The organism is Stieleria sedimenti, from assembly GCF_025060895.1.
In the GTDB taxonomy this organism is placed as follows: domain Bacteria; phylum Planctomycetota; class Planctomycetia; order Pirellulales; family Pirellulaceae; genus Stieleria; species Stieleria sedimenti.
This window is the reverse complement of record NZ_JANZKV010000104.1, coordinates 13,618-33,915: the sequence shown is the minus strand read 5'-3', so window position 1 is coordinate 33,915 and position 20,298 is coordinate 13,618. Positions and strand designations below refer to the sequence as shown.

Annotated in this window: 14 protein-coding genes; 8 read left to right on the top strand and 6 right to left on the bottom strand. The window is 59.5% G+C overall.

What is annotated here, in order from left to right; translation table 11 throughout:
* Nucleotides 1-271 precede the first annotated feature (271 nt).
* Both NZK35_RS34705 and NZK35_RS14545 read left to right on the top strand, forming a co-directional pair.
* Entirely contained in the window at nucleotides 272-2,485 is a 2,214-nt protein-coding gene (locus tag NZK35_RS34705; protein WP_259633264.1) for an APC family permease, read from the top strand.
* A 2-nt stretch (nucleotides 2,486-2,487) separates the two neighbouring features.
* Nucleotides 2,488-3,837 carry a serine/threonine protein kinase gene (locus tag NZK35_RS14545; protein WP_259633263.1) on the top strand — a complete coding sequence of 450 codons (1,350 nt, stop codon included), beginning with the start codon at nucleotides 2,488-2,490 and terminating at the stop codon, nucleotides 3,835-3,837.
* A gap of 79 nt (nucleotides 3,838-3,916) precedes the next feature.
* Here the strand turns inward: NZK35_RS14545 and NZK35_RS14540 are convergent, their stop codons facing one another.
* Nucleotides 3,917-4,900, bottom strand: a complete 984-nt coding sequence (locus NZK35_RS14540; RefSeq protein ID WP_259633262.1) for a hypothetical protein — start codon at nucleotides 4,898-4,900, stop codon at nucleotides 3,917-3,919.
* A gap of 172 nt (nucleotides 4,901-5,072) precedes the next feature.
* Between NZK35_RS14540 and NZK35_RS14535 the strand changes: the two genes are divergently transcribed.
* A complete protein-coding gene (locus tag NZK35_RS14535) occupies nucleotides 5,073-6,323 on the top strand; it encodes an outer membrane protein assembly factor BamB family protein (RefSeq protein ID WP_259633261.1) in 1,251 nt (416 codons plus the stop codon).
* Nucleotides 6,324-6,536: 213 nt separating this feature from the next.
* On the opposite strand, the gene NZK35_RS14530 is transcribed toward NZK35_RS14535, so the two are convergent.
* Entirely contained in the window at nucleotides 6,537-7,151 is a 615-nt protein-coding gene (locus NZK35_RS14530; RefSeq protein WP_259633260.1) for an adenylate kinase family protein, read from the bottom strand.
* A 310-nt stretch (nucleotides 7,152-7,461) separates the two neighbouring features.
* On the opposite strand from NZK35_RS14530, the gene NZK35_RS14525 reads away from it, so the two are divergent.
* Nucleotides 7,462-9,831, top strand: coding sequence for an alpha/beta hydrolase family protein (locus tag NZK35_RS14525; RefSeq protein ID WP_259633259.1), 2,370 nt, complete (start codon nucleotides 7,462-7,464; stop codon nucleotides 9,829-9,831).
* An 85-nt stretch (nucleotides 9,832-9,916) separates the two neighbouring features.
* On the opposite strand, the gene NZK35_RS14520 is transcribed toward NZK35_RS14525, so the two are convergent.
* Both NZK35_RS14520 and NZK35_RS14515 read right to left on the bottom strand, forming a co-directional pair.
* Nucleotides 9,917-10,921 carry a C-terminal binding protein gene (locus NZK35_RS14520; RefSeq protein WP_259633258.1) on the bottom strand — a complete coding sequence of 335 codons (1,005 nt, stop codon included), beginning with the start codon at nucleotides 10,919-10,921 and terminating at the stop codon, nucleotides 9,917-9,919.
* Between the two features lie 147 nt (nucleotides 10,922-11,068).
* Nucleotides 11,069-12,484, bottom strand: coding sequence for a sulfatase-like hydrolase/transferase (locus tag NZK35_RS14515; protein ID WP_259633257.1), 1,416 nt, complete (start codon nucleotides 12,482-12,484; stop codon nucleotides 11,069-11,071).
* Between the two features lie 136 nt (nucleotides 12,485-12,620).
* On the opposite strand from NZK35_RS14515, the gene NZK35_RS14510 reads away from it, so the two are divergent.
* Entirely contained in the window at nucleotides 12,621-12,878 is a 258-nt protein-coding gene (locus tag NZK35_RS14510; protein WP_259633256.1) for a DUF2007 domain-containing protein, read from the top strand.
* Between the two features lie 337 nt (nucleotides 12,879-13,215).
* Here NZK35_RS14510 and NZK35_RS14505 read toward each other — a convergent pair whose 3' ends face one another.
* Together NZK35_RS14505 and NZK35_RS14500 are read right to left on the bottom strand one after the other, a co-directional pair.
* The gene (locus tag NZK35_RS14505; RefSeq protein WP_259633255.1) at nucleotides 13,216-13,770 is read right to left on the bottom strand and encodes a Uma2 family endonuclease; all 555 of its coding nucleotides are present in this window, start codon (nucleotides 13,768-13,770) and stop codon (nucleotides 13,216-13,218) included.
* 76 nt (nucleotides 13,771-13,846) lie between these two features.
* Nucleotides 13,847-14,926, bottom strand: a complete 1,080-nt coding sequence (locus tag NZK35_RS14500; protein ID WP_259633254.1) for a Gfo/Idh/MocA family protein — start codon at nucleotides 14,924-14,926, stop codon at nucleotides 13,847-13,849.
* A 262-nt stretch (nucleotides 14,927-15,188) separates the two neighbouring features.
* Here NZK35_RS14500 and NZK35_RS14495 point away from each other — a divergent pair, with 262 nt between their 5' ends.
* The 3 genes from NZK35_RS14495 to NZK35_RS14485 all read left to right on the top strand — a co-directional run bounded on the left by NZK35_RS14495 (nucleotide 15,189) and on the right by NZK35_RS14485 (nucleotide 20,108).
* On the top strand, nucleotides 15,189-15,593 hold the full coding sequence (locus NZK35_RS14495) for a hypothetical protein (protein ID WP_259633253.1): 405 nt from the start codon (nucleotides 15,189-15,191) through the stop codon (nucleotides 15,591-15,593).
* A gap of 205 nt (nucleotides 15,594-15,798) precedes the next feature.
* A complete protein-coding gene (locus NZK35_RS14490; RefSeq protein WP_259633252.1) occupies nucleotides 15,799-17,775 on the top strand; it encodes a redoxin domain-containing protein in 1,977 nt (658 codons plus the stop codon).
* Nucleotides 17,772-20,108, top strand: coding sequence for an efflux RND transporter permease subunit (locus NZK35_RS14485; protein WP_259633251.1), 2,337 nt, complete (start codon nucleotides 17,772-17,774; stop codon nucleotides 20,106-20,108). The genes NZK35_RS14490 and NZK35_RS14485 overlap by 4 nt, the downstream gene beginning before the upstream one ends.
* Nucleotides 20,109-20,298 lie beyond the last annotated feature (190 nt).

Below are 20,298 nucleotides of genomic sequence, written 5' to 3'. Positions count from 1 at the left end.
AGCGGCTCACCATTAACGCGGCAGATCCCGACTAAATCGACAGCCCGCTTGCGCCCTGCCGCTAACACCCGGTAAAACACAGTGAAAGTAGGGCGTGCTGTGCATACCGGCTGTCACGCACAGCGTGACCTACCGCCCCCTCTGCCGAATCCCGAGCCCTGTCAATGCTTGTTGGTTTCGAGCGCGGTGCGACGAGGTCGCCGGATCCCGCAAACGCTTCCCTGCCGGTAGAATCCTCTGGTGACCGGCTGGTTTTGTTCGAACCGGTCGTGTGTTTTCGTCAAGCGATCCGGAGTCCGCTGTGAAGGGTGGAGAGAAAGGGAATTCATTTTCGACCTTCGGGGGCGTCTTCACACCCTGTGTGCTGACGATCCTGGGCGTCATCATGTTTTTGCGTTTCGGCTTTGTCGTGGGACAGGCCGGCGTGTTCGCTGCCCTGGTCATCGTCTTGGCCAGTAATGCCATCACCACGTTGACCAGTTTGTCGCTTTCGGCGATCGCCACGAACACGCGTGTCGAAGGCGGCGGTGCGTACTTTCTGATCAGCCGTAGCCTGGGGCCGGAATTTGGCGGCGCGATCGGCTTGGTCTTTTTTGCCGCCCAGGCGCTTTCGGTGGCGATGTACGTGATCGGTTTCTCCGAAGCGTTGCTGGTGTTGCTGCCCGAGGGAACGTCACCGATCCTGGTCGCGTCACTGACCAATCTGCTGGTGACCGTTTGTGTTTGGGTCGGTGCCAGTTGGGCGATCAAGATTCAATTCGTGATCTTGGCCAGCGTGGTGATTTCGCTGCTGTCGTTCTTCGGGGGTGCGGCAGGAAACTTCGACATGCAGAATTTGGCGTCCAATTGGGGCACCGGGTTCGAGGGGACGGAGTCATTCTGGACCGTCTTCGCGTTGTTCTTTCCCGCGGTCACGGGGATCATGGCGGGGGCGAACATGTCGGGTGATCTTCGTGATCCGGCACGTTCGATTCCGGTCGGCACGCTCTCGGCCGTTGTCGTCACGATGTTGATTTACGCAGCGATGGCGGTCTGCCTGGGCGGTAGCGCGAGTCGTGAAGACTTGATCGGCAGCAACATGGTCGTCAGCAACGTGGCGATGTTTCCGTTGTTGATCACGTTGGGCGTTTTTGCCGCGACGCTCTCCTCGGCGCTGGGCAGCATGATGGGGGCCCCGCGGATTTTGCAATCGCTGGCCCGCGATCGCGTCTTCCTGCGACTGGTGCCCCTGGGCGTCAGCGGCCACGACGGAGAGCCGCGGCGGGCGATCCTGGTCACGGCACTGATCGCTCAAACCGGGATCATGGCGGCGGACCTCGATTCGATCGCGCCCCTGATCACGATGGCGTTTCTGCTGACCTACGGACTTCTCAATCTGGCGACGTTCTACGAATCGATCACCAACAATCCCAGTTACCGGCCCCAGTTTCGTTACAGCAACTGGGTCACCGCCCTGGCCGGCGCGATCGGTTGTGGGCTGGTGATGTTGTTGATCGATTGGCGCTGGGCGATCGTGGCCAGCGGTTTGGTCGCCGCCTTGCACTCCTATCTGACCCGTGCGGATGTGAACGCCGATTGGGGCGATTTGGGCAGCGGCTTGTTGTTCGAACGCACCCGTCGCAATCTGTTGAAGTTGGAAGACAGCTTGTACCATCCCAAGAACTGGCGGCCGTTTATTCTGGCGTTCAGTGGCAGCGGATTCTCACGCCCGCATCTGGTCGTGTTCGGCAGTTGGTTGTCGCGGGAGACGGGGGTTTTGGCGTTGGCGCAGGTGATCCCCGGTGGCTTGGATGACCAATCCGAGCGTTTGGCCACTCAGGAATCAATCTTGCACGCGATGATCAAGGAGCGCCGGCTGGCGGCCTTTCCCGCGGTGGTCGTGGCCAGTGACTACACCGCCGGGGTTCAGGCGTTGGTTCAGTGCCAGGGCCTGGGACGGTTGCGACCGAACGTGGTCTTGATGGGATGTCCCTTGTCGGCTGATCGAATGCGTGTCTTTGGCGGTCTGCTGCGAAATCTCGAAGGCCTCGATCGCAGCGTGGTGGTGCTGCGCCAAATCGATGAATCCGAAGGCGAAGACGTCGCGCCCAGCGGGACCGTTGACGTTTGGTGGCGGGGACGGGCCAACGGAGAATTGATGGTGTTGTTGGCCCATCTGATGCTGTCCCATCCGACCTGGCAGGGGCGGCAGTTGCGACTGTTGCGGGTCGTGCAAAGCGATTCGGCGATCGATGAAGTAAACTCCCACTTGGAAAGTTTGCTCAGGGAAGCCCGAATCGTCGGGCGAACCAAAGTCGTCGTCAGCGACAACGCGGCGCACGCCATCCAAACAACCAGCCATGATGCCGCGTTCGTCTATCTGGGGCTTGCGATTCCTGACGAAGGCGAGGATGCGGAGTTTCTGATGCACCTGGAAGAACTTGTCGGCGACTTACCACGGGTCGCGCTGGTGCGAAGCGGCGGCGGAATGAAGTTGGAGAGTTAAACATGGGCAGTGTGTTCAAAGAATCTGCCATCCGCAGCGGCTTGGTGTCCCAGCGTCAGATGGCCAAGGTCATCGACAAAGTCGGTGCGGATGATGACGCATTGATCGCGGCAACCCTGGTCAAAAGCGGACTGTTGACCGCGTACCAGGCGCAACAGTTACACACCGGTCGGACTAAGTTGACGTTGGGACCCTACCTGATCACCGACTGGATCGGCCAGGGAGGAATGGGGCAAGTCTTCAAGGCCGTGCACAAGGTGATGGGCCGCGAATGTGCCGTCAAAGTGCTGCCGTTGGAAAAGTCGACGGCCCTCTCGCGAGATTCCTTCACCCGTGAAATCCGAGTGCAGGCCGGGTTGGATTGCCCCTTCGTCGTCCGCGCTTACGACGCCGGCCGAGATGGCAGTGTGCACTACCTGGTCACCGAATATGTCCCGGGAACCGACTTGCGGAAATTGGTGCGTCGCGGCGGCCCGCTCAGCATGAATCATGCCGCTCTGGTGATCTCACAAGCCGCACGGGGGCTTCAATACGCCCATGACTTGGGGTTGGTGCATCGCGACGTCAAGCCGGGAAACATCCTCGTGACCCCCGAAGGCCACGCCAAGGTCTCTGATATCGGGTTGGCAGCTTGGAGCATGGGATTGGATGATGATCCACGTGCTGGAAAGATCGTCGGGACCGCGGACTATCTGTCTCCCGAACAGATTCGTAATCCCCGGGCCATCGGACCGGCCAGCGATCTCTACTCGCTCGGTTGTACGCTGTATTACACCGTGACGGGCAAGGTGCCGTTTCCCGGTGGCGATTCCAAAAGCAAGTGCAAGCGACACTGCGAGCAGACGCCCTGGCATCCGCGAAAATTTGCCCCGGATTTGTCGGAGGACTTCGTGGACACGATCGCCGACATGATGGAAAAGGATCCGTCGCGACGCATCGCGACCGCCAACGAAGTGGCCGAGCGTTTGGAGGTCTGGTGCACGACCTCGTTCGAAGTCGATCGGCCGATCGAGCGTCAGGCATGGACGGCGCCGCCGATCGGAATGGACGACGGACCGGAATGGGGCCCGACGGTCGCAGCCGATGGGCCACCGGTGATCGGTTCGGGCCAGTATAGTTCCGGCCTGCAAGGCTCCGGTAACCAGAGCTCGGGCAACCAAGGGTCCAAGGTCGGAATGGTCCCCTCGGATTCATCGATGCCGCTGGTGTTGGATCAACCGATCGATCCGTCGATGCCACGAGAGCGACGCAAACCCTTCCCCGTCGGGTTTGTCGGCGGCCTGTTGATCGGTATCGTGCTCGGTGCGCTCACCGCACTCTACTGCGTCCGCGAGTATTTAACGCAGCAGTAGTGGTCAGGGGTGGGACGCCCGATACTCAGCGCTAACAGCTTCAGAACCAAAGGACGTGCCATTGGTCCAGCGCCGGCGGCTACTGCTCCCGCATCTGTTTCATTGCCTGGTACCCTTCCCAGGCAATCCGCTGCAAATCGGCTCGATCCTGGTCCGAAAAGACTTTCTTGATCGGCAAATGGTCACGGTCCTTCGTGCGATCTTTGTTTTGCCAATAGCGGATGTCGGTCACCGAGTCGACTTTCAGCCCGCGTGGGTCGGCGTCCAGGATGGCAGCGTACAACGTGCACGCGGTCAGGTAGGCCATCGTTTGGTTCAAGTGGGCGTCGTTGACAAAACGCAGTGTTAGATCAGGACGTCGGCGCTGACATTCAAGCGCGACCCGTGACATCGGTGCCACCTCGGCATCAATCTTGTCCGCCAGCGCGGCGATCGCCTCGGCCTTTTTCAACACCGATGCCGCATCCGGCATGCCCGTCAACGGTTTGTCGTTTTGCGTGGTCGGTGTCGTTTCATACAGGACGACCTTTCCTCCCTGAGCCTGCACGAGCTCCGCGAACTTCGGTGCGTATTGGGCATACAAGGACGACTGTCCGCCCTCCAGGTCGTCGCGATACGACTGCAATACCACCACGTCCCATCGTGTTCGTGTCGTTTCGTAGTCGTTCAACAGGTTTCGTTGACGTTCGACGGCATACTTGGCGTACTTGTCACGCGGATCCTTACGCAGTTGGCCTTCCAAATCCTTGATCGTCGCTTTGATCTGGTCCGCGGTGAGGGTGCTGGACCGGATGAAGTTCTGACTGCCCAAACGCCAGTGGTCGGCCAGCCGACGGCCGCCGTAGATGACGGTCTTGGTTTCCATCCGCACGCCCGGCTGCCCTTCCTCGACCATCGCTTTGACCACGTCGGCCAAGTTGTGTCGGGCCGTGTAGCTGTTGCCAATGAACAGCACCTTGAGCGTCTTGGCCGCCTCCTGCGTCGACGGTTCCGCGCCGAGGAGCTGCTTAGGGGACATGATGGCCAGAAAAACCAGCAGCACAGGAACGGGAAGTCTTCTCATGTTGATTCGAAAGTGAAGTGAAGTGAAGAAAAGAAAAGAGCGAACGGAATTCATCGATCCGCCAACATCCTACGTGAATCGCCTCTGCTGCGGGACACGCTCCGATTCGAATATACTTTGCTGATCCTTGAGACTCCCCCTCGCCCCCCGCAAACTTGAAACAGGATAAAAGATGAGAATCGGATTCCTGCTAGCGATGATGGTCGCCGGCTTCCTTTGCCATGCCGAGGATTGGCCGCAGTGGCGTGGGCCGCGTGGCGACGGAACCAGTCGTGAAACCAGCGTCCCGGTGCAATGGGATGCCGCCACCGGAAAAAACATTCTCTGGAAAACCCCGATCGCCGGATCGGGCTATTCCTCCCCCATCCTGTCGGGAGGCTCCATCTTCCTGACTTCGTGCGACGAAACCACCAATGCCCGGTTGCTGCACTGCCTGGATCGCAGCAGTGGTCAATTCAAATGGACCCGCGAGGTGATCGCGGCCCCGCTGGAGGGAATGCACAAGCTGAACAGCCACGCCTCGGGCACCCCCGCGGCCGATACTCAACACGTGTATGTCACGTTCTTCCAAACCGATGACACCAGCGGAGAACGCGGCCAGCCCGGCGAGATGATCGTGGCCAAGTACGACCACCAGGGCAATCAGGACTGGCTGGTCACCGTCGGCTCGTTCTCCAGCATCCACGGCTACTGCACCAGCCCGGTCTTGTTCGAAGACTTGATTCTCGTCAACGGCGACCACGACGGAGAATCCTACCTTGCGGCACTCAACCAATCGACCGGCGATTTGGTCTGGAAAACCCCGCGGGTGCACCAAACACGCAGCTACGCGACCCCGCTGCTGTGCGAGATCGACGGAACGGTGCAAGCGGTCATGACGGGCAGCAAGCGTGTCGCGGGGTTCGATCCCCGGACCGGAAAACGACTCTGGTGGATCGAAGGGCCGACCGAACAGTTTGTCGCCTCGATGGTCTATGACAACGAGAACTTTTATTTGACCGCCGGTTTTCCGACCTATCATGTGATGTCGATTCGTCCCGGCGGCAGCGGGGATGTAACGGAGTCTCACGTCAACTGGCACGTCACCGAAGCGCAAAGCTACGTGCCATCACCAGTCGTCACCAACGGCTTGCTGTTCATCGCCGACGACCGCGGCATCGCCCATTGCTTTGACAGCCGAACGGGAGAACGTGTTTGGCGAGAACGCTTAGGCCGTCACTTCAGCGCTTCGTTGGTGACGGCAAACAGATGGGTCTATTTCACCACCGACGAGGGCGAGACGATCGTGATGAAGGCCTCGCGGAAGCCCGAGATTGTTCACAAGAACTCCCTCGGCGAATCGGTGTTCGCCTCACCGGCGATCTCCGACGGCAAGTTGTATGTTCGCACCCGTGAGCATCTCGTTTGCATCGGCAACCGGTAACGTTCACGCTGCAGAGCATCGATTCCCCTGTTTGACGAGATTTTAGCGACAGGGCGCAAGCGGCCTGTCGATTTTGTGAGCCGTGACGCGTAAGCGGCCGGGCATTTCGGCGCCCGCCCGAGGCCTTACGGCCAGCGGCTCACCGTTGACTCCGCAGATCCTGAATAAATCGGCCGGGCGCGAGCCCTCCGGTCTTTCAGGCGGTTCTCACTCTCAACACCCCAGCCTCGTCCGAATCTCTTGATGGATCGCATCGGGCTTCGCCGTCCCGTCGATGTCCAGCACCAACTCTTTCCGCTCAAACAAACTCAACACCGGTTTGGTTTTCGTGTGGTAATCCCGTAACCGCCCCGCCAACGCCTCCTCGGTGTCATCGGGACGTGCCCGCAGCGGACTGCCGCACACGTCGCAAACATCTTCGACCGCCGGCCGGTGCGAAATCAGGTTGTAATCCAGCCCACATCCGCTGCACAACCGCCGCGACAAAACGCGTTGCCGGACCACTTCGTCGGGGACTTCGATGTGGATCACCGCGTCGATGTCGTACGTCTCCAAAAAGAACAGGGCTTGCGACTCGCTGCGGGGAAATCCATCCAGGATAAATCCGTAGTTCCAATCGTGCTCGTCCAATCGGCGATGCACAATCGTCTCCACCACGTCGTCACCGACAAGGTTACCCGACGAGACGATGCGTTTGACTTGCGCCCCCAGCTTGGTGTGATTCTTGATGTGCCAACGAAAGATGTCGCCAACACTGATATGCACCAAGTCGAATGCTTCGACCAGCTTGGCCGCCTGCGTTCCCTTGCCACATCCTTGAACTCCCATGATCACGTACTTGTGCATCTCACCCAATCTCCGGAACAAACGTCGTGTGGCGCGAAACGGCTCGAAAACAGATCCCGTTGCAAGCGGTGACGTTCGCGCTGCCAAGATCATAGCAATTTAAGTGCCGCTGCCAGTACAATGAACCACTTTGGCCCAATCAGCGTGGCCAAGGGGTCGCGGCAGGCCGCCCGGTGCCCGATCATGTGGCACGCGTGCCAGTTCTTGGTGCGTTTCCCGCCCGCGTCTTTCACCGCGTGGATCGCAATTTACTCCTGCCCAAGCGTTTCCCATGGCTTTCTTCCGCATCACCATGACATTCATCGTTCGGCCGAGGTCTCGACAATGGTTTCGCCGGTTCTTTCGAGTCTCCGTGCCAGCGGGCATCTGGTTCGTGATGGCCGGCCTTTCGCTTTGTCTCGCCCAGGGTCGGGATCCCGCATCGCTGCAAGCCCAGTTCCCCGGCGCAACGCCGCTTGAAATCGAAGGCGACATCGCCTCGGAAATGGTCGACGGCATTGACCGATTCTTGCTTGGCAAATTGGATCAATCCGCCGCCGCCCGCGAGCAACATTGGCAACGCGATTTCACTTCCCCGCAGACCTACACCCGGTCGGTCCAGCCCAATCGAGACCGGTTGGCCCGCATGTTCGGCGCCCACGAAAACCGAGTTACACCGGTCGTGATTGAACGCAATTTCGTCGTCGGATCCTCAGTCGACGACTCGCTCTCGGGCTATCGGGTCTATTCGGTCCGTTGGCCGGTCCTGGAAGACCCCGACCCCGGCCGGTCCATCGTCTCGGTTTACGGCGAAGGACTGTTGCTGGAGCCCATCGAACCGAGCGCGGTCGCGGCGAACGTCGTCGCGCTTCCTGATTGCGACCAAACGCCCGGGCAAATCAGCGGACTGACCGCCGGGATCGAACCCGAATTGCAATTCGCCAAGCGCCTGGCCGAGCGAGATTGTCGCGTGTTGGTTCCGATGTTGATCAGCCGCGAAATCAAGTCCCGCGGCGGCCGCGCGAAGTTGACCGACCGTGAATACGTCTATCGAGCGGCGTTCGTATTGGGGCGACATCCGATCGGTTACGAAGTCCAAATGGTGCGTGCGGCGATCGACAGTTTTAGTGCGTCGCGTCCGATCGGAGTGATCGGCGCCGGCGAGGGCGGTCGCATCGCCCTGGCCACCGCGGCGCTTGACGAACGGGTCGATGCGGTCTGCGTCGGCGGCAGCTTTGGTGCAAGCGAGACGGTTTGGACCGAGCCGATCGATCGCAATGTCTTCGGTTGGTTGGCTGAATTCGGAAATGCGGAAACGCTGACCCTGGTCGCGCCCCGCAAGGCCTTGATCAATCACGCACAGACACCCGCACGTTCCTTCGACGGCAGCGGCGGCGGCGCCCCTGGCACGATTCGTTCGATTCACCTCAGCGAAGGAAAACAAGAAGTCGAACGGGCGCGGCAGTTGGTTCGCCCCTTGATCGAAAACGAACATTGGCAGCTCGATGAAACAGCGTTCTCCGAAGCGCCTTGCGATCAATCCACCACGGACCGCTTCGTGGAACTGTTGATCGATCGTCCCCGCGCCGATCGACCACAGCGCGACGTCGATGTCGTTCATCAGGTCGATGAAGCGGCAATGCAAACGCGGCTGGTAGAACAACTCGATCGGCACAATCAATTGCTGCTGCGTGAATCCCCGTTCGTCCGCCGCGCGTTCCTGAAAGATCTCGACACGAATTCAGTCGAGGACTATGTCCAGTCCACACAGCGCTATCGGCAGATCTTTCGCGACGATGTCATCGGCCACTTCGACGATCCGTTGTTGCCACCGAACGCCCGCGTGCGAAAAACGTGGCAGCAACCGGGATGGACCGGCTACGAAGTGGTCCTGGACGTCTTTGAAGATGTGATCGCCTACGGAGTGTTGATCGTGCCCGATGACGTCAAGCCCGGTGAAAAACGTCCGGTCGTGGTCTGCCAACATGGCTTGGAAGGGCGTCCCACCGATACGTTTCTGGGCGATCACCGAGCCTATCACGACTTTGCCGCCGAGCTTGCTGAGCGCGGGTTCATCACCTTCGCACCGCAGAACCCGTACCTGTTCAAAGATCGATTTCGAACGCTGCAACGCAAGGCGAATCCGTTGGGCAAGACGCTGTTCTCGGTGATCGTTCCCCAGCATCAACAGATCGTCGATTGGCTCAAGTCGCTGCCCCAAGTCGACCCGCAGCGGATCGCGTTTTATGGTCTCAGCTATGGAGGAAAATCGGCAATGCGAATTCCCGCCCTCGTGACCGATTACTGTCTCTCGATCTGCTCAGCCGACTTCAATGAATGGGTGCTCAAGAACGCATCGACGCGGCACCCGTTCAGTTACGTCGGAACCGGCGAGTACGAGATCTTTGAATGGAACCTCGCTGAAACCTTCAACTACTCGGAAATGGCGGCCCTAATTTGCCCGCGTCCGTTCATGGTCGAACGCGGACACTTTGACGGCGTCGCAACCGACCAGTGGGTTGCGTATGAATACGCCAAGGTGCGCAATCTCTACGCCGCCCGCCTCAAGATCGGTGAGCGAACCGAAATCGAATGGTTCGACGGCCCCCACACCATCAACGGCCAAGGCACGTTCGATTTTCTGCACAAGCATCTAAACTGGCCCAAGCCACCCTCCGAGTAGGGCATGCTATGCATGCCATCCAAGTAGGGCATGCTGTGCATGCCATCCCGCTAGGATCAACGCAAGCTGGAAGCTTACGCCACTTTTAAACGTCTTCATTCACCACATTCCGCAGCGGCTGGCCCAACAGCGCCCGCAACACTTCTTGCGCCCCCTTGGTGCGGAACTCGTCGCTGCCCTCTTCGCAGTAATACGCGGTGTGGGGATTGAGCAACAGCCGATCGTGGGCGGGGTGATTGGGATCACGCCACGCGGTCAACACCGGGCTGTCTTGTGGCGGCGGCTCGTGTTCCAACACATCGATCCCGGCTCCGGCCAGCTGACCGCTCTGGAGCGCATCGACCACGGCCAGCGTGTCCACGATGCCGCCCCGCGCCGTGTTGACCAAGAACGACCCGCGCGGCATTCGAGCGATTTGTGGACCGGCAATCATTCCCCGCGTTTCTTCAGTCAGCGGGCAATGCACACTGACGATGTGCGACGACACCAACAGGTCATCGAGTCGTTCGATGCGGCGGATCCCCAATGCCTTGTCCAGACCGTCGGGTCGATACGGATCATAGAACGCCACCTCCAGCCCGAACGCTTTGGCACGAAGTGCTGCCGCAGTTCCGATACGCCCGCAGCCGATGATCCCGAAACGCCGGCCGCGGAGCCGAGCAATCGGCATCGCTTGGTCGACGTTCCAATGCCCGACGCCGCGTCGCAGTCGGCTGTTGAGCAAATGGGTACCACGGGCGAGCGAGACCGCCATGGCGACTGCCGAATCCGCGACCTCTTCGGTCCCATAGTCCGGCACATTGCAAACCGGAATCCCCCGCTGCCGTGCCGCCGCCAGATCGATCGCATCGTAGCCGACACCCGGCCGCACGATCGCGCGGCACCGTTTCAGCCGATCGACACTGGATTTCGAAAACGTCAAATAGTGATAGACCATCACCGCATCGGCGTCTTCGATCTGACCGATCAAGTCCGCTTCACACTTCGCGTCCAACGCCACCACGTCGGCGACTTCATCCAACACGCCGCGCTCGGCGTCCAGCGGCTCGGTGATCAAATCGGTGATCACCACCTTGAATCGTTGTTTCATGGATTGTTTCAGTTTGAAAACACTTCGAAAGACCGGAGGGCTCGCGCCCGGCCGCTAATACAAAAACACTCCGCGTAGCCGCGTAGGGCATGCTGTGCATGCCAATGGGCCGTCAGGCACAGCCTGACCTACACCGCCGCACCGCAACTACTTGACAACGTGCTTCTCAAACCAATCACGCATTTGACCGGCGAGCTCCTCCCGAATCGAAACGTACTCGTCGCGCGCCGACAAATCGTTTCGCTCGTCGGGATCATTTTTCAAGTCAAACAGTTGCACCTTGTCGATCAGCGGATATTGAATCAGTTTCCACCGCTTCGTGCGAATCATCCGTTGAGCGTCATGGTAATAACCGAAGACTGCCGGGTGGATTTCGGTTGCGGTTCCATCCAAGACCGGTGCGAAACTTTTGGCATCCACCGAAGCCGGAATCGAAATCCCGGCCAGCTCACACGTCGTCGGATACATGTCCCGCAAGTAGACCTGTGCGTCGGTGCGTTGCCCAGCCGGAATCCCCGGACCGGCGATGAGGAACGGAACTCCGATCGTGTGTTCGTACATGTTTTGCTTGCCCATCAACCCGTGACTACCCAGAGCCAAGCCGTGGTCGCTGGTGAAGACGATCACGGTGTTGTCGTACCTGCCCGACTGCTGCAACGATTTCAGGATCCGTCCGATGTGATGATCCATATCATCGATGACGGCATAGTAGGCCGCGATCTCTCGCCGAACCTCGTGCTCGGTGCGGGGCCAGGGCAAGAGTTGTTCGTCACGGCCTTTCAAATTTCCGTGGTCGAACGGGTGCTCGGGCAACAGGTTCGCCTGCAGGGGGACGGTGGCGGGATCGTATTTGTCGTCGTACCCGGGCGGGATGATCAGCGGGTCATGCGGGGCGGTGAAATTGACGTGCAGAAAAAACGGCTGGTCCGAATCGCGTTGAAGCAGCGCGATCGCGCCATCGGCGATGTGCTTGCTCGTTTCGCCGACCAAGCCAATTCCTTTCTCCAGCTCCGGTTTGCCGTCATCGGTTTTGAACGTCCAGCCGCGGTAACCGGTGATCAGTCGTCCAAATCGCCCGTATCGCGGTTCTTTTCCCTGTGCGCCAGCTCCGCCGCTGCTGAACAATCCACTGGTTTCGTCGTAACCACGCGTTTTCGGCGAGCCGTCATTCATCCACTTGCCCGAGTACCAGGTCTGGTAGCCGGCATCACGCAACGCGTCTGCCCAAAACGTCTGCCCCGGTCTTAAACGACCGCTTCCATAGGGGACGCCATTTCGAAACGCAGTCGCGCCAGTCAGGATTTCGGCGCGGCTGGGGACACACAACGGAAACGCACAGGTCGCCCGCGTAAACGTCATTCCCTCGCGAACCAGACGATCCAAATTCGGCGTCTCGATCACCGGATTGCCCAGCGCGGCGATCGTGTCGGGGCGTTGATCATCGCTGACGATGACCAGAAAATTCGGCCGCGGATCCGCGGCCATCGCACTTTCTCTCCAGCAACCTGACAAGATCACGATGGCCGCGACGAACACTGATGCGATTACTCGAATTCCAGTCATTGTTCTCTGCACTGTGTCATCCAAGTGATTCCTCCCACCGATGGCAAGGCGTACGCACGGATACCATTCGTACATGCCATCAGTGGTGTATCTTAGTGGATACGATGATGCCCCGTTGTTCCCGAGAACCCCGATCATGCCCGAAGACGAAAAGAACCTGGATACCGCCAAGCTTGTGACGGTCGCCGAGCGGACCGATGAATTGTCGGCTTCGATCGTCGTGTCGGTGCTTCAGGACGCCGGGATACGCGCCGTCGCGACCGGCGGATTTACGTCCGGTTTTCGCGCCGAAGCTCCTGGCATGGTCAAGATCAAAACGTTCGAAGAGGACGCCGAACGGGCCCGCCAAGTGATCGCTGAAATCAAAATAGATCCACCGGTCTTTGACGATTAACGCTCCGCCCACTTTTAAACGTTGGGGCACCGATAATTAGCAGCCAACTGAAAATAAGTGTCGGATGTTGCGAGTGGGATAGGCTTCCAGCCTGTCATTTCAGCATCGACGAGCCTGTAAGCCTGTAAGCCTGTAAGCCTGTAAGCCTGTAAGCCTGTAAGCCTGTAAGCCTGTCCGGCTAGGCTCTGTCCCTAAAGTCCTGCGAGCGAAAAGGGGGGCAGGAGTCAATCGTGCGAAGCACCCGTAGGGCCGTTCCGGCTATTGACTCCTGACCCCGTTTTCGCGGTTTATTGTCTGGCCGTTGCTTGGATCGGCAAAACTGCGGGCGCGATCAACGTCACCCAAACAAATCATTCACCGCAAGCACGGCTTCGGGTGCCGCAAGCGGAGAGATCCGATCACCGCGGCGAGCGACCGTGTGGTCGGCGTAGGCTTTTCCTTGCGGGCTGCGAAAGACGTGGACGCAGGCACCGCCGGCGTCGACCAGCCAGTATTCCACGATTTCCGCTTCGGCATACAACTCCGCCTTCTCTCGAAGATCATAGTTCAAGCTACTGTGCGAAACTTCAATCGCGAGCTTGACGTCTTCGGCCGACGGATGCCTTTGTTGATAGCGTCCCGCGCGGACCCAAAGCAAGTCAGGCTCGGGGCGACTATCGAGCTCCGCCAGATCTAAGCCCGTCTGCGCTGTCACCGAAATCTGGTCGGCCGACGTGGAACGCACTGACCAGCCGGTGAGAAACATGATCAAATCGTCGTGTAGCGGACCGGCCGGATTCATTTCACGAAGTCCCCCCCGAATCAATTCAACTTTGCGATTGAGGTGGTCAAACGCACCGCACGTCACCATGCGATCGAATTCGGCCGCGGTTAAATGCAAACTGGTGCTCATCGGTACGACTCGGACAAGTTGAGGCAACGGTCCCTCACGGGAACACCATCATGATAATCCGCCGTCATCTGCCTCGTCAAAGCATGCCACTGGCACGCAGCACCGCTTCGTGCGTGGCGATGTCGTGCTCGGCGTCCCAACGCAGTTTTTTCTCGCCGCGGACGACGCTTGCCAAGTCCATGAACTCCGCGTCGTAGCGACCCGTTGGACTTTCGAACGTCACGTCCTGGTAGCCCTTTTTAAAATCGCCGCGGGGACGATCCAGCCCCAGCCGACCTTTCGGTGTCGGTTCCAACGGGCGAATTTCAAACGTGCCTTCGGTACCGGTGATCGAGAACTGTCGACGCGCTCCGCCCATCGGATCAATGTGATTGCAACGAATCGTCGCGATCGCTTTGGGATAGTCAAACACCGCCAACTGATTGTCCGCAAACGTATCTTTCTCGGGAAACGTCCGCCGCAGATGTGAAATGACTTTCTCCGGCGGTCCGAGCAACGAAACGACCTGATCGATCAGATGACAGGCCAGTTCGAACATGCCGCCACCGGAAATCTTGGCCAGTTCCAAACGGCCACCGTCGTTCATGTACTTGCCCATCATGCCGCTGATCTCGGTGATTTCGCCCAGCCATCCGGCGCGGACGATCCGATCGGCAAATTGGAATGCAGGGTTGTAGCGCAACATGTAGCCCATCTGGATGGCCAGATTTCGATCCGTCGCGATTTGGTGCATCGCACGACAGGCTTCCAGCGATTCGCCCGCCGGTTTATCCAGGTGAATGTGTTTTCCGGCCTTCAAACAACGCACCGCCGTGGGCACCAGATTGGGAATATCCGTCTCCACCGCGACGGCTTGCAGCCCCGGCGACGAAAGCAGTTCCGATTCGGTCAACCACGTCACGCGTCGGTAGGGATCACGATCCGCCATCGCCGCACGACGTTCCGCGTCAGGTTCCACGATTCCGACGAAATCGAACGTCTCGGGAAATTTCAGAATCGCCTGCAGTTTTCCGCTGGCGTGGGCGTGCTTGGTTCCGATCTGACCGATTCGAATGCGAGGTTTTTCGGCGGCCTGACAGAACTGTCCTGCCGCAGTGGCAACAGCGGGCAAGGCGGCAAGCCAATGACGTCGTGAAAGTGAACGTGGATTGATCATTTGTTGCGGAACTCTTGGGGGTGGAGGGGATTCTTGACACTCTCTCTGGGATCTTGAATCGATCCAAGTGTATCAAAGGCGATGCCTTTGCGCGATACGGATCGAGCGTCGCCCCCGCACGGGCTATGTTGCGACGGACGGAAATTAAAGATGGTCATTACGCAACAGCAAACGTGCGTTCCGTGGCGTAAGCTTCCAGCTTGCGATATCCTGAAAGCGCCCCCGAACGCAAGCTGGAAGCCTACGCCACTTGAGTGATCGAATGAGCGTCCGAACAAACCCTTATCAGTCACCGCCGGAAACCGTTTCGCACGATACCACGAAGCGTCAAACGGGTGGGCTTGGAAAGGTGTGCTTTTGGGCCGGTCTTGCCTTCGCATCACTCGGGTTTCTGGCGATGTTCATACGAAACCTGCCGCCGCTCGGGTTCGTGCTGATCGCACTCGCGTTTTTTGTCGTCACGTGGATCGGCGGTCAGCCCTACCGCAAACGCGCCGTCGTCGGCATCATCCTGTGCCTGGTCCTGACCGGCGGCACTCTGTTTCAAATGCGGCTGATGCACGCTAGACTTGCTGCCGAACGTGCGCGGCAACAAACGCGGCAACAAGCAATGGCAGCCGAACAAGCCGCCAGGGCGATGGCGGAATCGAGACGCCCCGACAGGTAACGCTGTGAAGCATTTTTTCCATGTGTTTATTGAGGTTTTAGCGGCAGGGCGCGAGCCCTCCGGGTCTTCATCTCTGCCACAACACCGGAGGGCTCGCGCCCTACCGCTAAAAAATGCTTCACAGCGTTGCCCGGCAGGGTGGACACGAACGCGGCTGAGTGACAGCGCATACCCGCTCGGATCGATCACAGGGAGCCATCCATTCATGAGCACCACAGTGCTTCGCATGACCATCATTTGCAGCTTGTTGGTTTGCCTGTTCGCGGGGAATGCGTCTGCCGCGGACGCCGTCGCGCTGCAACAGCTGACCTTTCGCGGAACGGCCGGACAAGTGATCTCGGTGGACGGTTCGGCGTTCAACGTGGTTTGTTTCCTGGGAACGGAATGCCCGCTCGCACGACTTTATGGCCCGCGTCTGCAGCGAATGGCCGATCGGTACGCCGGTCGTGGTGTCGTGTTTCTGGGCGTCAACAGCAACGTGCAAGATTCGCCATCGGAAATCGATGCCTACGCAACGAAGCACGCGATCAAATTTCCGATGGTGAAGGATGCCGATCAATCGATCGCCGACGCCCTCGGTGCGACACGCACTCCCGAAGTATTTGTGGTCGATGCGGACGGCAAGATCGTTTACCAAGGACGCATCGACGATCAGTACGAACCAGGCGTCTCACGAGCCCGGCCGACGCAGAACGATCTGCACGATGCCATCGAATACCTGCTGTCGGGTCGTCCGATCCCCGAGCCGAAAACCACCAGCGTCGGTTGCTTGATCACACGCACGGCGAAACGTTCGACGAACGAGTCCTCTTCGGCAGCGGTAACCTTCAACGGAGACATCGCATCAATCCTGAACCAACACTGCGTGGAATGTCATCGCGGCGGTGAGATCGCACCGATGGCCCTGACGGACTACGACGAAGTGGTCGGTTGGGGGCAGATGATTTTGGAAGTCATCGACCAGAAACGCATGCCGCCCTGGCACGCCGACCCCGACATCGGGCATTTCGTCGGCGAGCGGAGGATGCCGAAGGAGGCGCGCGACAAGATTGCCGCCTGGCTGGACAACGGAATGCCCCAAGGCGACGAGGGGGATCTCCCGCCACTTCCGCAATGGACCGGCGGATGGCAGTTTGAAACCGAGCCGGACTTCGAGATTGCGATGCGCGACCGTCCGTTCACCGTCCCCGCCGAAGGCATCGTCGAATACCAGTACTTTGTCGTCGACCCGAAGTGGACCGAAGACCGTTGGATTCGCGCGGCACAAGTGATACCGGGAAACGCCAGCGTGGTGCATCACGCGATCGTGTTCGTGCGACCACCCGACGGCAACGGATTCCATGGCATCGGCTGGATGGCGGCCTATGTGCCCGGACAACGCGCCGTCGCCCTGCCCGACGGTCACGCCCGGTTGGTCCCCGCCGGTTCGAAGCTCGTGTTTCAAATGCACTACACCCCCAACGGACAACAAGCTGAGGATCTGACGCGGGTTGGTGTTTGGGAAACCGCCGCGGACGATGTCAGCCACGAGGTGTTCACGCAACTGGCGATCGATCATGAATTCGAGATCCCGCCTGGGGTGAAGGATCACGTCGTCGAGATGTCGGTCGATTCCTTTCCGCCGAACAGCCGAATGCTGGGCATCACACCGCACATGCACTTACGCGGCAAATCGTTCTGGTTGCAAGCCAATCGCCCCGGCGGACAAACGAAACCGTTGCTCAGCGTGCCCCACTACGATTTCAACTGGCAGCATTGGTACGAATTCATGACACCGATCGATCTGAACGATGTCGAATCATTGGAGATGGCTGTCCGCTTTGACAATTCCTCCAGCAATCCGTTTAACCCCGCCCCCGACGATTTCGTCTCCTGGGGCGATCAGACCTGGGAAGAAATGGCGGTTGCGTTCTTTGACGTCGCGATCCCTCGCGGCGGTCCGCATGACCGAGTTCGAAAGCCAAAGCCACTCTCGCTACGCCAACAGGCCGAACGCGACAAACGAATCGAGGAACACGTGACCCAGTTCATGGCGTCCATGGATGCGAACCGAGACGGGATCATCGAACGTGACGAGACACCGGTTGCCTTTCAGCGATTCGGATTCAATCGCATCGACCGAAATCATGACAGAAAAATCGAGCGTGATGAGATCAGAACCGCCGCGGCGGAACGCCTGTGACACGGGTGACGCAAACGACGGGGATGGCCGCACGACTGTTCTTTTGGTGGGCCGATCACCCCGCGGCACAACTGGCGGTGTTTGTCGCGATGTCGACGCTGGCGACGATCGGGTTTACCAACCCTGCGCTGATCACGGAACGGTTCCCCGAAACCGTGCAGCAGGTTGACGCTTCGGGAGCAACGAATCGCTCCGATCGGCGAAACATGGACGACGCCAGTGGCGGCCGTGTTCGCGACAACGTCCAGCCCTTTCAAGTCGGCGGCGGACAATGCGTCTTGGTCGCGCGCGTCGACCCGTCGGGCGAAGCGGACTTGTTCACCGGATCACATTTGCGTGCCATGCGGCGGGTCGCCGAAGGACTGCAGTCGATGCCGCAGATCGACAACGTAATGTGGCTCGATAGCGTTCCCGGTTTTAACCTGTTCGGACTCTCGGGAACGCTGCTGCCCAGCGACAACGCATCGCAGCGTCAGCTGAACGAGGCTCGCAGCCGAGTTTTGGAGAATCCGCTGGCGGTCGGACAACTGATCTCCCAGGACGGGCGGACCGTCCTGATGCACTTGGGCATCGACTGGTTCTTTGTTACCAGCGACGAGGCGGTGACCAGTGAGATCCGTGAACGTGCCGCGTCGATTGCGGCGACCCTCCCCGGTGTCGCGTTGGAGTTTCAACTGACCGGCCCGGTGCCGTTGCATTTGATGATGGCCAACAATCACGTCACCGATTCGACCAAGTACCAACTGATCGGTTACTCGATCATGTTACTTTCCGCGGTGATTCTGTTTCGCGGCTTCTCCGCCGTGATGATCGTCGCGGTGTCGCCGGCCGTCGGTGTCTTGTGGACGACCGGGATGTTGCATTTTCTGGATCTGCAAGACAACCCGTTCAATGACATCATCGTCCCCGTGCTGGTCAGTCTGGTCGGACTGACCGACTCGGTGCACTTGATGGTCGAGATCCGCCAACAACGTGCCAGTGGCCTCGAAGTCAACGAGGCGGCCCGTCGTGGGATTTCGCGTGTCGGCATGGCGTGTTTGCTGACCAGCACCACCACGGCGATCGGGTTCCTGTCACTGCTGTGGGCTCACCATGAGATCGTTCGCGACTTCGGCCTCTGTTGCGTCGTCGGTGTTGCGATGACGTTCATCAGCGTGTTGACGGTGATTCCGCTGGGATGTCGATCGCCACTTGGCAGACGACTGCATGTTGGGCTGGGCAAGAGTTTGGTCGACGGACAGTTGCGGCGGATCGGGCCGCTGGTCGATTGGGTGCTGCGCCGCGACCGCGCGGTCGCCCGCATCGCGATCGCCGTCACCTTCGCCATGGCACTGATTTCCTTGCAACTGCAACCCGACGAAAAACGTTACAGCGGATTGAGTGAATCGGGCGAGGCGGCTCAGGCGCTTCGGCACCTGGACCGGTCACTCGGCGGGCTCGAGTTCAGCACCGTCGACGTCCGCTGGTTCCATGATTCAGACGAAAGCGAACTGCTGGACGTGCTCGGCGAAATCGACGCCTTGTTGGCCAGCGAACCGCTGATCGGCAACCCGCTGGGGGTCGGACAATTGCTGGCGGCGCTGCCGGGCGACGGAGATGCAGAGGAACGGATGACGTTGCTCGAACTGCTGCCGCCTTCGCTCAAACGCGCCTTCTACGTCCCCGAACGCCGCTTCGCCTCCGTTCAGTTTCGAGTCCAGGATTTGGGAATCGCCGCCTACAGCGAGCCGTTTCAGCGGATTGAAGCCGGTTTGAATTCGATCGGCCAGCGGCATCCCAATTTCGATCTGGCGTTAGAAGGGAGCGCGGTCTGGCGATGGCGAAACATCTATCAAATCGTCACCGATTTGGCGACCAGCCTGGGAACGGCCAGTGTCATCATCTGGCTGGTGTTGACGCTCGTCTATCGCTCGATCCGGATCGGACTGATCTCCATCATTCCGAATCTGTTTCCGCTCGCGGCGACGGCAACCGTGCTGGTCGTCAGCGGCCAACATCTGGAGATGGTGACGGTGTGTGTGTTCACGATCTGTGTCGGGATCGCGGTCGACGACACGATTCACTTTCTGACGCGCTATCAGGAAGAAATGAAGCTGGGAGGGCCGCACCAAGAGGTCATCCGCCGCGCGTTCACGGGAGTCGGGTCGGCGCTGTTGATGACGACGATTGTGTTGGTCGCGGGGTTGGGATCGGCGATCGCCGGTGATTCTCGCGACGCCCGCCTGTTCGGGATCATGGGATGCCTGACCCTGGCCACCGCGTTGTTCGCCGACGTGCTGCTGTTGCCCGCCATGCTCAGTCGATTCGCCAGGTCCAAGGACAAAGTGGGGTAAGCATCCTGCTTGCCGTTGTGGGAGCGGCATCCATGCTGGGGGCGCGGAGCGCACCGGGGTGGCTGTGTTTCACCAGGTTGTCGCGGCAGGGCGCGAGCCCACTGCCATCTAGGTTGACGCCAAGCGGGGTGTTTTTGTTAGCGGTAGGGCGCGAGCCCTCCGGTCTTTCACGGTGTTTTTGAAGCGCGAC

What these genes read in the sequence shown, in the direction of transcription:
- NZK35_RS14545 (WP_259633263.1), top strand. Translation starts at nt 2,488, where the DNA reads ATGGGCAGTGTGTTCAAAGAATCTGCCATCCGCAGCGGCTTGGTGTCC.
- NZK35_RS14540 (WP_259633262.1), bottom strand. Translation starts at nt 4,900, where the DNA reads ATGAGAAGACTTCCCGTTCCTGTGCTGCTGGTTTTTCTGGCCATCATG.
- NZK35_RS14535 (WP_259633261.1), top strand. Translation starts at nt 5,073, where the DNA reads ATGAGAATCGGATTCCTGCTAGCGATGATGGTCGCCGGCTTCCTTTGC.
- NZK35_RS14530 (WP_259633260.1), bottom strand. Translation starts at nt 7,151, where the DNA reads ATGGGAGTTCAAGGATGTGGCAAGGGAACGCAGGCGGCCAAGCTGGTC.
- NZK35_RS14525 (WP_259633259.1), top strand. Translation starts at nt 7,462, where the DNA reads ATGACATTCATCGTTCGGCCGAGGTCTCGACAATGGTTTCGCCGGTTC.
- NZK35_RS14520 (WP_259633258.1), bottom strand. Translation starts at nt 10,921, where the DNA reads ATGAAACAACGATTCAAGGTGGTGATCACCGATTTGATCACCGAGCCG.
- NZK35_RS14515 (WP_259633257.1), bottom strand. Translation starts at nt 12,484, where the DNA reads ATGACTGGAATTCGAGTAATCGCATCAGTGTTCGTCGCGGCCATCGTG.
- NZK35_RS14510 (WP_259633256.1), top strand. Translation starts at nt 12,621, where the DNA reads ATGCCCGAAGACGAAAAGAACCTGGATACCGCCAAGCTTGTGACGGTC.
- NZK35_RS14505 (WP_259633255.1), bottom strand. Translation starts at nt 13,770, where the DNA reads ATGAGCACCAGTTTGCATTTAACCGCGGCCGAATTCGATCGCATGGTG.
- NZK35_RS14500 (WP_259633254.1), bottom strand. Translation starts at nt 14,926, where the DNA reads ATGATCAATCCACGTTCACTTTCACGACGTCATTGGCTTGCCGCCTTG.
- NZK35_RS14495 (WP_259633253.1), top strand. Translation starts at nt 15,189, where the DNA reads ATGAGCGTCCGAACAAACCCTTATCAGTCACCGCCGGAAACCGTTTCG.
- NZK35_RS14490 (WP_259633252.1), top strand. Translation starts at nt 15,799, where the DNA reads ATGAGCACCACAGTGCTTCGCATGACCATCATTTGCAGCTTGTTGGTT.